The following is a 13,053-nucleotide window of genomic DNA, read 5'->3' as shown; positions in this document are numbered from 1 at the left end:
CTTCGGCAACCTGCAATCTGCGACCGTTGGAGGGCGAGCATGACCAAGTGGGTTTACACCTTCGGCGATGGCGCTGCCGAAGGCCGTGCCAGCGACCGCAATCTTCTCGGCGGCAAGGGTGCCAACCTGGCCGAGATGTGCAGCCTCGGGCTGCCGGTGCCGCCGGGCTTCACCATCACCACCGAGGTCTGCAACGCCTATTACGCCAACGGCCGCACCTATCCGTCCGAGCTCGAGGCGGATGTCGCGGTAGCGCTCGATCATATCGGCCGGCTGACCGGCCGCCGTTTCGGCGATCCGGCGAAGCTGCTCCTGGTGTCGGTCCGCTCAGGCGCCCGCGCTTCCATGCCGGGCATGATGGACACCGTTCTCAATCTCGGTCTCAACGACGAGACGGTCGAGGCGCTGGCCACCGATTCCGGCGATGCCCGCTTTGCCTATGACAGCTACCGCCGCTTCATCCAGATGTATTCCGACGTCGTCATGGGTCTCGACCATGAGGTTTTCGAGGAGATCCTGGAGGACGAGAAGGCGAACCTCGGCCATGAACTCGACACCGAGCTGACGGCACTCGAATGGCAGGGCGTGATCACGCTTTACAAGGCCAAGGTCGAGGAGGAACTGGGCAAGCCGTTTCCGCAGGATCCGAAAGAACAGCTCTGGGGCGCGATCGGCGCGGTGTTCTCTTCCTGGATGAACAACCGCGCCATCACCTACCGGCGCCTGCACGACATCCCCGAGAGCTGGGGCACGGCGGTCAATGTCCAGGCCATGGTGTTCGGCAACATGGGCGACACGTCCGCCACCGGCGTCGCCTTCACCCGCAACCCGTCGACCGGCGAAAAGCAGCTCTATGGCGAGTTCCTGGTCAACGCCCAGGGCGAGGACGTCGTCGCCGGCATCCGCACGCCGCAGAACATCACCGAGGCGGCGCGCATCGCCGCCGGCTCCGACAAGCCGTCGCTGCAGAAGCTGATGCCGGAAGCGTTCCAAGCTTTCGTCGACATTTCCGACAGCCTGGAAAAGCACTACCGCGACATGCAGGATCTCGAATTCACCATCGAGCGCGGCAAGCTTTGGATGCTGCAGACCAGGTCCGGCAAGCGCACCGCCAAGGCGGCGCTGAAGATCGCCGTCGAGATGGCGAGGGACGGGCTGATCACCAGGGAGGAAGCGGTCGCCCGCATCGATCCCGCCTCGCTCGACCAGCTCTTGCACCCGACCATCGACCCCAAGGCCGCCCGCGACGTCATCGGCGTCGGCCTGCCTGCCTCGCCGGGCGCCGCCACCGGCGAGATCGTCTTTTCCTCGGGCGATGCCGAGGACGCCAAAGCGCAAGGCCGCAAGGTGATCCTGGTGCGCATCGAGACCAGCCCCGAGGACATCCACGGCATGCACGCCGCCGAAGGCATCCTCACCACGCGCGGCGGCATGACCAGCCATGCCGCGGTGGTGGCGCGCGGCATGGGCAAGCCCTGCGTGTCCGGCGCCGGCTCGCTGCGCGTCGACTACAAGGCCGGGACGCTGATCTCGATGGGGCAGACCTTCCGCAAGGGCGACGTCATCACCATCGACGGCGCCAACGGCCAGGTGCTGAAGGGCGCGGTGGCCATGCTGCAGCCAGAATTGTCGGGCGATTTCGCCGCCATCATGGAATGGGCCGACGCCGCGCGCCGCATGAAGGTGCGCACCAATGCCGAAACGCCGCTCGATGCGCGCATGGCGCGCTCCTTCGGCGCCGAGGGCATCGGGCTTTGCCGCACCGAGCACATGTTCTTTGATGGCGACCGCATCGTCGCCATGCGCGAGATGATCCTGGCCGATACCGAAAAGGACCGGCGCGCCGCGCTTGCCAAGCTCCTGCCGATGCAGCGTTCGGATTTTCTCGAACTGTTCGAGATCATGGCCGGCCTGCCGGTGACGATCCGGCTGCTCGATCCGCCGCTGCACGAATTCCTGCCCAAGACCGAGGCGGAGATCGCCGAGGTCGCCGCCGCCATGAATGTGTCGCCCGACAAGCTCCGGCAGCGCACCGAGGCCCTGCACGAGTTCAATCCGATGCTCGGCCATCGCGGCTGCCGTCTTGCGGTTTCCTATCCCGAGATCGCCGAGATGCAGGCACGCGCCATTTTCGAGGCGGCCGTCGAGGCCGGCCACAAGGCCGGCGCGCTGGTGGTGCCGGAGATCATGGTGCCGCTGGTCGGCATCGTGAAGGAGCTCGACTACGTCAAGGCGCGCATCGACGCGGTCGCCGCCAGCGTCATGCAGGAAACCGGCACGAAGATCGACTACCTGACGGGTACGATGATCGAACTCCCCCGCGCGGCCATCCGCGCCCATGTCATCGCCGAGGCGGCCGAGTTCTTCTCCTTTGGCACCAACGATCTTACCCAGACCACTTTCGGCATTTCGCGCGACGATGCGGCCTCCTTTCTGGAGACCTACCGGCAGAAGGGCATCATCGAGCAGGATCCGTTCGTCTCGCTCGACATAGAGGGCGTCGGCGAATTGGTGCGCATCGCGGCCGAAAAGGGCAGGGCGACGCGGCCCGGGATCAAGCTCGGCATTTGCGGTGAGCATGGCGGCGATCCGTCGTCGATCCGCTTCTGCGAGGAGGTCGGCCTCGACTATGTGTCGTGCTCGCCCTACCGCGTGCCGATCGCCAGACTGGCCGCGGCGCAGGCCGCGGTGAAGGTGGCAAAGACATCAGCAAAACGCGACTGATCCTTTCGGTCGCGGTGTCGCACGGATTTCCGACCGGAATCCGCGACAAAATCACAATCCCGGGCGGAGCATTCTCTGGCTTGCCAGAGAATGCTCCGGCTAGCCGATCGGCATGCCGCCTTACGGTTTTGTAAGCAAAGTCACGCGAACGTGCGCGTGGCGGCCCCCATTCTCGACATCGTTTCCGCCCAGTCTCCAGGGTCTCCGATCCCCCCGGCGCCCGAGACAGATGTTGCAGATTTCCCCCGCTCCCTTCCGCTCGATCCTCATTTTACAGACGAAGTTCATCGGCGATCTCGTTCTCGCCTCGGCGCTGGCCAGGAACCTCCAGCTCGGCTATCCCGGCGTCGGGATCGTGTTCCTTTGCGAGGCACGTTTCGCCAGCTTCCTCACCGCCCACGGCATCGCTTCCGATGTCGTCACGTTCCGCCGCGCCATGATGCGCGGATCGCCGCTGCAGCGAGGGCGCGAGCTGTATTCGATGGTGCGCCGGCTGCGCCGGCACCGCTTCGACATGACGATCGACCTGACCGATTCGAAGACCTCACGCCTCATCAGCAGCCTCGTCAACGCCCCGACCAGGGTCGGCTACCATCCGTCCGAAAGGCCCTTGCGCTGGCACGAGCGTCAGCCGGCCAACGTCCGGGCCAGGCCGTTCGGCTTCGGTGAGCGGCACTATCTCTACCGCTACCTTTCGCCGCTCGAGGCGCTTGGCGTCGACCTGCGCGTGAGAGCGCCGTCGATCCGCCCATTGGCTGTGGAAACGGCGCGGGCGCTCGCCTTGCTGGACAAATACCATCTCAGGCGAAGCGGTTTTGTCGCGGTGCATGCCGGGGCGAGTTTTCTCGGTCGGCGCTGGCAGCCGGAGCGCTTCGCCGCCGTCATCGACGAGATTGCGCGCGAGACCGGGCTGGATTTCGTGCTCGTCGGTGGCCCGGACGAGCACAAGGCGGCCGACGAGATTGCCGCGAGGACAGCCTCGCCGGTCGTCAACTTTGTCGGCGCGCTTTCGCTCGAAACGCTGTTGGCGCTGCTGAAGGAGGCGCGGCTTTTCCTCGGCAATGAGAGCGGTCCGATGCATATGGCGGCGGCAGCGGGCACCCCTGTCGTCGGCCTCTACGGGCTGACCAATCCGATCCGCTGGGGGCCGGTCGGCGTGGCGAGCATCGCGCTGCAGCCCTCCATGCCTTGCGAATGCGTGGCAAGCGACTTCTGCAAGCCGACCGACCCGAGCAAGGCGTGCTGCGTCTGGCGCCTGGAAGTCGGACCTGTAACCGACGCCGTGCGCGAGATCCTTGCGCGCACCGAAAAGCAAACGGCAAACGCGCTCTCGCGCTGCGCCTGAAGCAAATTCTCGTGACTGCGTTCGTCGCACGGGCGCCGTCCCGATTTTCGCCTTGATGCGGGTCTTTTGGCTGGATATTGCAACCATCCTGCTTCGACCACCGGCCCGGAAATCGATCATGCGTCTCTTGCGGAAACATCTTTGCGCGATTGCGCTGTCGGTTTGCGCCGTGTCCACGGCCGGCGCCGCGCCGCTTGTCGAGCCGACGCTGCATCTGAAACCGCAGGCAGGCGCCAGCGGCCGCGTCGCGCTGACGCTCGACGCCTGCGGCGGCCAGACCGACACCCGCATCCTCTCGGCGCTTGTCGACAACCGCATCCCGGCCACCATTTTCGTCACCGGCATCTGGCTGAAGCGCAACGCCGCCGCCGTCGAGGTCATGCGCGCCCATCCGGATCTGTTCGAGCTGGAGAATCATGGCGGCCGCCATATCCCGGCGGTCGACACGCCGCGCAAGATCTATGGCATCCGCAGCGCCGGTAGCCCGGAAGCGGTGCTGACCGAGGTCGAATCGGGTGCCGCGGCACTCGCAGGCACCGGCGAGCCGGCGCCGAAATGGTTTCGTGGCGCCACCGCCGAATACAGCCCGTCGGCCATCGCCACGATCCGCAAGCTCGGCTTCAAGGTCGCGGGCTTCTCGATCAACGGCGATGGCGGCTCCCTTCTGGGGGCCAGGGAAACCGCCCGGCGCATCGCCGCCGCCAAGGATGGCGACGTCATCATCGCCCACATCAACCAGCCGACCCATGCCGCCGGCGAAGGCGTGGTCCAGGGCCTGCTGGCGCTGAAGGCAAAAGGTCTGACCTTCGTGCGTCTCGGCGATGCCGATGGCGTTGGCGATGATGGCACCACCGATTGATCGGTCAGGCCACGCTTCGGCCTCGTCCCGTCCGGTAAGGCAGCATGTCAGGCCGGCGTGGCCTCGATCGTCACCTTGCTCGGATAGAAGGCGCCGTGATTGCGGATCTCCGTCATCTCGTCGAAGGGCCGCTCATAGGCCCACATCGCATCCTTGCCGGTATCGCTGGCCGGCAGCGCGCTCCAATAGCTGGCATCGCCCTTATAAGGGCAGTGCGTCGATTGACCGGTCTTGGCCAACTGGCTGAAATCGATGTCGTCGAAGGGAATGTAGAAGACCGCAGGATAGGGCGGCTCCGACAGGAGCTTTGCCCTTGTCGAGGAAGCGATGACCGTTTCGCCGGCGCGCACGGTGACGGTGCCGCTAAAGGACTCGACGGTGATGATTTTGCCGGGATTGCGCTGGAAGCCGGGGGCGGGGTTGGCGATCTGGTCCATTGGCGGGCTGTCCTTGTCCGATTGAGAGGTCGCCCGCAATAGGTGTGTCGTGCAGGAGGCCGGCGCAAGCCCAAACGAAATCACGCCGGGGCGGCGTTCAGGGCGAGCCGTCGCGACAATCGTCAGGCAGCCGTCTGGAACACGTCCATCAGCCCGGCATAGGCGGCGGCGATGCCGGCCACCGGATTGGTGCTCCTCGATGCGGTTTCGACCTTCAGCGCGCCGCCGACGGCCGGCAGGGTGAGCAGCAGGAATTGTCGATTGCCGCCGTCTCCGACACAGGCAGCCGCGACGTGCTGGTCCTCGCCGTCGTTCTGGACGCACATCTTGAACAGTAGCGTGCCGCCGACCGCCTCCAGGGCGCCGCCCACAACCTCGACGAATTCATCTTCGGAGACCGTCCTGGTGTCCGGCGCCAGATCGGCCAGACTTTCGGCAAGCGAGTTTTCGAGTTCCAGGTCTTCCGGCGCCTTGTCGTCGAGCTGCGTGTCCATGCGAACCTCTTTCATTCGCCAATCGCGCACCCAGCCCATTAACGAAACTTAACGCGGACGATGGCCGGATTGTGGCGGTTTGCGCAGGGTCTTCAAGGAATGCAACGCTTTCAGCGCTTACGGCTGGACAATCCGCCGGTTCGTCCCACAATGCCGCAAAAAGGATCGCCAAAGCGCAGGGGAGGAACAAATGCTTGGACTGATGCAGGAATGGCCGCTGCTTTGCCACAAGCTGATCGACAATGCCGAGCGGCAGCATGGCGGACGCGAGATCGTATCGCGCTCGATCGAGGGACCGATCGTGCGCACCACCTATGCCGAGATCCATCATCGGGCGTTGAAGGTCGCGCAGCGGCTGGAGCGCGACGGCTTCAGGCTCGGCGACCGCATCGCCACGCTTGCCTGGAACACGGCGCGCCACATCGAGGCCTGGTACGGCATCATGGGCATCGGCGCGGTCTATCACACGCTCAATCCGCGCCTCTTTCCCGAACAGATCGCCTGGATCATGAGCAACGCCGAGGACAAGGCGATCTTCGTCGACCTGACCTTCGTGCCGGTCCTGGAAAAGATCGTCGGCGCGGTCAAATCGCTGAACAAGATCATCGTGCTGACCGACCAGGCGCATATGCCTCAGACGGCGCTGCCGAACGCGGTTGCCTACGAGGAGTGGCTCGCCGAAGCCGACGGCGCCTTCGCCTGGAAGACGTTCGACGAGAACACCGCCGCCGGCATGTGCTACACCTCGGGCACGACGGGCGATCCCAAGGGCGTGCTGTACAGCCACCGTTCCAACGTGCTGCACGCCATGATCGCGGCCATGCCCGACGCCATGGGCATTTCGGCCCGCGACGTCATCCTTCCGGTCGTGCCGATGTTCCATGCCAATGCCTGGGGCCTTGGCCAGAGCGCGCCGATGATCGGCGCCAAGCTGGTGATGCCGGGCTGCAAGATGGACGGTGCCTCGATCTATGAGCTGCTCGATACCGAGAAGGTCACCTTCAGCGCCGCCGTGCCGACGGTTTGGATGATGCTGCTGCAATATCTGGAGGAGACCGGCAGGAAACTTCCCCATCTGCAGAAGGTCGTCATCGGCGGCTCGTCCTGTCCGCGCGCCATAACCCAGAAATTCCAGGACAATTACGATGTCCATGTCATCCATGCCTGGGGCATGACCGAAATGTCGCCGCTCGGCACGCTTTGCACCATGAAGCCGGAATATGCCGGGCTGGAGGGCGAGGCGCGGCTCGATATCCAGGGCAAGCAGGGCTATCCGCCCTTCGGCGTCGAGATGAAGGTGACCGACGACGAGAACAATGCGATGCCCTGGGACGGCAAGACCTTCGGGCGGCTGAAGGTGCGCGGACCGGCCATCGCGCGCGCCTATTATGGCGGTGTCGGTTCTGAACAGTTCGACGCCGAGGGCTGGTTCGACACCGGCGACGTCGCCCATATCGATCCCGGCGGCTACATGCAGATCACCGACCGCGCCAAGGACGTCATCAAGTCGGGCGGCGAATGGATCTCGACCATCGATCTGGAGAACCTCGCCGTCGGTCACCCCGATGTCGCCGAGGCGGCGGCAATAGGCGTTCCGCATTCGAAATGGGGCGAGCGGCCGCTGCTGGTCGTTGTGCGCAAGCCGGGCAAGGAGCCGAGCAAGGCCGACATCCTGACCTTCATGAGCGGCAAGGTGGCCAAATGGTGGATGCCCGACGACGTCGCCTTCGTCGGCGAAATTCCCCACACCGCCACCGGCAAGATCCAGAAAATCACCTTGCGTGAGCAGTTCAGGGATTATCGCTTGCCAACGGATTGACGGGATGGGCGTTTTTGAGGCTTCTGGCAGCCGTCAAAGGCTCTAAATATCGTTCGGGTTGGTGCGGCGGATCATGGTTGTTATTGCTGAACGGCAGACGTCGAGTGCCGCCGGCTGGTCGCGGCGGACAGCGGCTTTTTCGCTGGTCCTGCTCTTGACAGTGCTTGTCGGCCATCAGTTCGACCTCGTCGAAACGCCTGTATTCCTGTGGGTGCTGGCGATCGTTGCGCTGCTTGCCGCCTTCGCCCTGCTGTTTGCCGGCTTCGCCCTGTCGAGGCTCTGGAATTTCGGCGATCGCGGCGGGCGCGACCTCTCGGTCGGCGCGCTGCTGGCGCTTCTGGTGCTTGCCCCCTTCGGCGTCGCCGCCTACTGGGCGACGACCTCGCCGCCGCTGAGGGACATTTCGACCGATCTCGACGATCCGCCGGTGCTCGACACATCGGACCGGACGGCGGACATGAACGTGCTGTCGCCGCCCACGCCCGGCGAGCAGCGGCTGCAGGGCGATGCCTATCCGCTGGTCACTGGCCGCAGCTACAACCTGCCGTTCGAGACCGTCGTCGACGCGGTCGAAACCGTGCTCGACCGCCGCGACTGGCAGTTACAGGGGCCGTATCCCGAAACCGACGGGCAAAGCGAGGTGACGATCAACGCGCTGGCCAGGAGTTTCGCGCTCGGCTTGCCCGCCGATGTCGCTATCCGCATCGCCGATGACGGCGACACGGTCGTGGTCGACATGCGCTCGGCCTCTCGCTACGGCCGCTACGACCTCGGCGACAACGCCGGCCGCATCGTCGATTTCCTTGGCGAACTCGACCAGGAGGTCGCCGGCCAGGTCGGGCCCGCGCCGGCCGAATGATGGTCATGCCGCCGGCGTGAAAATGCCGTCGATGGCCGCGTCGCCGTCGGTGGCGACGAGGCTGCGCGCCACCAGGTCCTCCAGATGCGCAAGCACCGACAGGCCGGCGGCGCCGTGCAGGCGCGGGTCGGTGTCGCGATAGATCGCCGCCACCATCTCTTTGATCGTCCGGTCGCCGCCGCGGATGCGCTCCAGGATCGCTCGTTCGCGCATCTTGCGATGCGTCTTCAGCCCGCGCATGAAGCTGCGCGGCTTGGTCACCGGCCCGCCATGGCCGGGCAACAGCAGCCGGTCGTCGCGCTCGATCAATCGGTCGAGCGAACTCATGTAGTCGGCCATGGCGCCGTCCGGCGGCGCGACGATCGAGGTCGCCCAGGCCATGACATGGTCGGCCGAAAAAAGGATGCCCGTCCCTTCGAGCGCGAACGCGGCGTGGTTGGCGGCATGGCCGGGCGTCAGCACCGTCCTGATCGCCCACCCGTCGCCATGGACCAGCGCGCCGTCGGCGAGCGCGACGTCCGGGATGAAACCCATGTCGGCGCTGGCGTCGAGCGGATTGACTTCGCCGATTCGCAGCGGCCGGGCCGGGCGGTGCGGGCCTTCGGCAAGCACGACCGCGCCGGTGCGCTCCTTCAGCCGCGCTGCCAGCGGGGAATGGTCGCGATGGGTATGGCTGACGAGGATATGGCTGACCGGCCTGCCGCCGATAGCTTCGATCAGGGCCTGGAGATGCGCGTCGTCGTCCGGACCCGGATCGATCACCGCCAGCGTTTCGCGGCCTATCACGTAGCTGTTGGTCCCGTGGAAGGTGAAAGGACCGGGATTTCCGGCGGTGACGCGTTGCACGTCCGGGGCGACCGTCACCGCCTGGCCGTAAGCGGGATCGAAGCGTGTGTCGAATTTGAGGGCCATGAGGCGACGCGTAGCTCCGTTCCGTGAGACGGCAAAAGCGATTGCCGCATAACACGGAAGCCAATATAGGAAAAAGCGAAGCCGCATGTCGGCGGCTGTCCGAATGAGGAATACCATGGCACTTGCAGCAACGATGCGTCCGCTTGTTTCTCTGGCACTGCCCAAAAAGGGCGCGGCGCGGCTGGCCACGCAGCTTTTTCTGGCGATCGTCGGGACGCTGCTGCTCACCTTGTCGGCCAAGACCAAGGTTGTGCTCGGCCCGGTCGACATCTCGCTGCAGACGCTGGCCGTACTGCTGATCGCGTCGGCGTTCGGCCTGCGCCTCGGCGTCGCGACGCTGCTTCTCTACATGGCCGAGGGCGCCATGGGCTTCCCGGTCTTCCAGGGCACGCCGGAAAAGGGCATCGGCGTCGCCTATATGCTCGGCTCCACCGGCGGCTATCTGGCCGGCTTCGTCGTCATGGCTGCGATCGTCGGCTGGGCCGCCGACCGTGGTTGGGACCGTCATCCGGTCAAGCTCTTCAATGCCATGCTGGTCGGCGAAGTCGTCATGATGGCCATGGGCTTTGCCTGGCTGGCAATGCTGATCGGCGCCGAAAAATCCTGGCAGTTCGGTGTCGTGCCCTTCATCGTCGGCGACCTGATCAAGGTGGCATTGGCCGCGGCCCTGGTGCCGGCCGTCTGGTCGCTGCTGCCGAAGCAGCCCTGACATATCCAGCCTCGACCCTACCGACATGATAGCTAGCCGGCGGAGATCCCGCCGGCTTTTTTCCACCGAAATTTATGTGAATTAAAGAGTGTTAAACCGGGGTGCGGCTGTTTACGGAGACTATGGCTATCATATTGAAAATAAAAGGACAATATGACTTATGCGCGCTTTTTTGAAGTGACCACCGACAAGTTTTTAGTCTGGTGTCGGACTAGGGCCAAAAGCGATTGCTGTGAGCTGAAAAACGTCTCTCGATCGACAGCGTCGGCTCGCCTATGCAAGATCAAGATCATCACTGAATCAGACTATATGGCGAGAGAGATATCGCGCCAAAGTTTTCCGACTTCGACATCGACGCGCCCTTGCGACTAGACTCTGCTGCCAAGCTTGCTTTTCCGGATGACGGTCAAAGGGCTCCGCAAAGAGCGCGGCCGTGGTCGCCTTACCACAGAAATAATCGCCAACAAGGAATATACGACCGTGGCGGCGATCGAGGAAATGCGACGCCTATGTCGCGCCCTAGCAAAGGAGCTCGCCTTGTCTGGCGGGACGAATACCGGAAAAAAAGACGGGTCGCTCATGCAGCGGGCCGCTGGTACATCGAAGATGGCGGAAGGCGATATAGCACTGGCTGCGCTCGATCTGACTTTGCAGAGGCTGAAAAGCAACTCGCGGCCCATATTGCTGCGAAGCACGCGCCAACGCGCCAGCGCCACCGTGACCCGGATCAAGTGATGGCTGTGCTTCCGGGAAGCAGAAATGTCCGGCCCAAGGTGTCGGCGTTCGATCGCGAAATCCTACGAGCCACCTTCCACAAATCGGTCATTGAAGACGGAATTCCCTGAAGTTCGATGGCGGAAATTGCGGCGCAAATGGTCAGCGACTTCACCGGCGCACAGACGATCGGTCCAGACTTGCTGGATTGGATCGTGCGGAAGTAGGCGCACTCAGCGCCACGAGAACAGCGTGTCAGCTCGGTTCCTGTGCGACAGCGCGGATACGCGGACCATCGCCATCGGCAATTTGAGGATGACTGAGCTGAAGACGCGTCGGCGACCATTGTAAAAGCCAGCGCCGAAACCAAGCGTTGGCCCAAACTTCGAAGCCGTAGTGGACGACTAGTCCGCAGGAGGCAGCGAACGAGACCATGAGCACAAGCCCGAGATGCGGCTCGATGATTTCGTCCCAACGCCAGTACCAGATCGGCCATTTTAACAAGCTCCCCTGGAGGACGAGATGCACAAGGTAGATCGCATAGCTCGCGGTACCTAGCATTTGAAACGCGCGGCCACGCATGAAGACCCGACCTTCGACCTCTGCGGCGGCAAGCCCAAACACGAGGCAGAAGGCCCCGGCTCCCCACATGGAAAAAATGACGTTTCGCGACTCACCGACGAAGGCTGTAGTCGAAAGGAATAGTATCGCCAGGGCGACAACGAGATAGGGCAGCCATAGCCGCGTCACGGCGCGGTTCTGGATGGTCGATGCGATGATTAAGCCGCCACAGAACTCCAAGATAACCGGAGCTCCGGAAAAGCCGAAGACCGCCGCATCGGTCGATAAGTTCACGTAAACCATCAGCGCGAAGACAGAGATCAGAATGGCCGCGCCCCTTGCCCTGGTACCAACTATGCCGGAAACCACCGCGACCGCGAATGCCATGTAAAAGAACATTTCGTATTCAAGAGTCCAGCCGACCCCCAGCGCAGGAAGCTCGCCTGTGACAGGCCTCTCGACGAACAGCAGTGAGCGGCCTAATTGCGGCCATGTCCACAATTGTGAAGCCCAACAAACATAGGCGAGGGTCATCACCCAGTAGAGGGGAGCAATGCGTGCCAACCGCTTAGCCATGAAGTCATATATGCCCGCAGCTCCCGTTTCAAACCGCTGCAAACCAATGACCAATCCAGAGATCACAAAGAAAATCGGCACGCCAACGGCGCCGAAAACCGCCAAGTTTCCATATGAGAGAAGCCACGGCAGATCGCCGCCGGCCAGTTTGTGGATCGAACCATAGGTGGCGTAGTAGTGATGCACGACGACGAGCAGCGCAGCAATTCCGCGCAGCCCCTGTATCGACAAAAATACTTTCGGCACAACTCCCCCCGAGAAGCTTCTTTTCGTCTTTTGAGAAGTTTTTCGCATCCTTTGTGGGCAACAGCAATCGAGAGCCAACTCCTATGCACTGTTTCGTGCAAGCGCGCCCGCCAGGACGCGCGGCGCGTTTCTCCGCTCTGAGAGACAGCGGTCAACTGAAATGCGCGTTGGCGGGCTGCATGCTTCTCTTGACAATACATTTCTTCGAATGTGTGCTGGCCTTCACGGCCGGCTGTGGCATCAAGTCCTTCGCCAATCGATGCCGGCGTCATGGTGTCGGGCCGTTCCCGATCCGGGCGAGAAAAGGCCCGATATTTTTGCCGATCCGCGCTTGGCCGAGCGGGTCCTGCCGCCGCCGACGCCGGAGGGCACTGAGAAGTTTGAGGGCCGACGACTGGACCCGGCGCAACAATCCTTGCGGTGTCATCCTCTCCAACGCGAGGCCGCCAAGGATGCACAGGCCGAGGATCCAGCAATAGTGGCATCCATCGCCAGCCCGAACTTCCAGAACACGAGGACATCGCGCCTGAACCGAGCAGTCACTGGCGAACCAGTCTCCGTTTGATATTCCAGACAACAGGCAAAAAAGCGGGAATTCCCGCGAGGTGCCTGATGCGTGGAACGAGGCAGCGATATTATCGTGCAATTTTAGATAATTTAGGGGAAATTTCCCTGCTTCAGATCAGGGAAATTCGACCAAGTATCCGGCAAAGTCAGAGGTCGGCGGCGATCTAACAGGGAAATCCGTTGTGCATTGCGCGGGATCCGATTGTCGTTTCGCGGGATCGAATTGTCCAG

General features: G+C 63.3%; 11 protein-coding genes. 7 read left to right on the top strand and 4 right to left on the bottom strand.

Features of this window, described 5'->3' with window-relative positions; genetic code table 11:
• The first annotated feature begins 39 nt into the window (after positions 1–39).
• The 3 genes from ppdK (at position 40) to EN786_RS07135 (ending at position 4,928) form a co-directional block, all read left to right on the top strand.
• Positions 40–2,724 carry a pyruvate, phosphate dikinase gene (ppdK, locus tag EN786_RS07145; protein ID WP_127310726.1) on the top strand — a complete coding sequence of 895 codons (2,685 nt, stop codon included), beginning with the start codon at positions 40–42 and terminating at the stop codon, positions 2,722–2,724.
• 229 nt (positions 2,725–2,953) lie between these two features.
• Positions 2,954–4,069 carry a glycosyltransferase family 9 protein gene (locus tag EN786_RS07140; protein ID WP_127284012.1) on the top strand — a complete coding sequence of 372 codons (1,116 nt, stop codon included), beginning with the start codon at positions 2,954–2,956 and terminating at the stop codon, positions 4,067–4,069.
• Positions 4,070–4,187: 118 nt separating this feature from the next.
• Positions 4,188–4,928, top strand: coding sequence for a polysaccharide deacetylase family protein (locus EN786_RS07135; protein WP_127284013.1), 741 nt, complete (start codon positions 4,188–4,190; stop codon positions 4,926–4,928).
• A gap of 47 nt (positions 4,929–4,975) precedes the next feature.
• On the opposite strand, the gene EN786_RS07130 is transcribed toward EN786_RS07135, so the two are convergent.
• Positions 4,976–5,365 carry a DUF427 domain-containing protein gene (locus EN786_RS07130; RefSeq protein ID WP_127284014.1) on the bottom strand — a complete coding sequence of 130 codons (390 nt, stop codon included), beginning with the start codon at positions 5,363–5,365 and terminating at the stop codon, positions 4,976–4,978.
• Positions 5,366–5,487: 122 nt separating this feature from the next.
• Positions 5,488–5,859 (bottom strand): hypothetical protein, encoded by a 372-nt coding sequence (locus EN786_RS07125; RefSeq protein ID WP_127284015.1) that lies wholly within the window; start codon positions 5,857–5,859, stop codon positions 5,488–5,490.
• Positions 5,860–6,049: 190 nt separating this feature from the next.
• Here EN786_RS07125 and EN786_RS07120 point away from each other — a divergent pair, with 190 nt between their 5' ends.
• The gene (locus EN786_RS07120) at positions 6,050–7,678 is read left to right on the top strand and encodes a fatty-acid--CoA ligase (RefSeq protein WP_127310384.1); all 1,629 of its coding nucleotides are present in this window, start codon (positions 6,050–6,052) and stop codon (positions 7,676–7,678) included.
• A gap of 73 nt (positions 7,679–7,751) precedes the next feature.
• Positions 7,752–8,537: a DUF1499 domain-containing protein gene (locus EN786_RS07115; RefSeq protein WP_127310385.1), complete on the top strand. Its 786-nt coding sequence runs from the start codon at positions 7,752–7,754 to the stop codon at positions 8,535–8,537.
• Positions 8,538–8,540: 3 nt separating this feature from the next.
• Here EN786_RS07115 and EN786_RS07110 read toward each other — a convergent pair whose 3' ends face one another.
• The gene (locus EN786_RS07110) at positions 8,541–9,449 is read right to left on the bottom strand and encodes an MBL fold metallo-hydrolase (protein ID WP_127285494.1); all 909 of its coding nucleotides are present in this window, start codon (positions 9,447–9,449) and stop codon (positions 8,541–8,543) included.
• A gap of 115 nt (positions 9,450–9,564) precedes the next feature.
• On the opposite strand from EN786_RS07110, the gene EN786_RS07105 reads away from it, so the two are divergent.
• A complete protein-coding gene (locus tag EN786_RS07105; RefSeq protein ID WP_127310386.1) occupies positions 9,565–10,158 on the top strand; it encodes a biotin transporter BioY in 594 nt (197 codons plus the stop codon).
• Between the two features lie 399 nt (positions 10,159–10,557).
• Positions 10,558–10,893, top strand: a complete 336-nt coding sequence (locus EN786_RS07100) for an excisionase (RefSeq protein WP_127310387.1) — start codon at positions 10,558–10,560, stop codon at positions 10,891–10,893.
• Between the two features lie 234 nt (positions 10,894–11,127).
• Here the strand turns inward: EN786_RS07100 and EN786_RS07095 are convergent, their stop codons facing one another.
• Positions 11,128–12,255: an acyltransferase gene (locus EN786_RS07095; protein ID WP_187331204.1), complete on the bottom strand. Its 1,128-nt coding sequence runs from the start codon at positions 12,253–12,255 to the stop codon at positions 11,128–11,130.
• Between the last annotated feature and the right edge of the window lie 798 nt (positions 12,256–13,053).

The sequence above is a fragment of the Mesorhizobium sp. M4B.F.Ca.ET.143.01.1.1 genome (assembly GCF_004792275.1).
In the GTDB taxonomy this organism is placed as follows: domain Bacteria; phylum Pseudomonadota; class Alphaproteobacteria; order Rhizobiales; family Rhizobiaceae; genus Mesorhizobium; species Mesorhizobium abyssinicae.
Note: the sequence above shows the minus strand (reverse complement) of the source record. Positions and strands in the feature narration are given on the sequence as shown.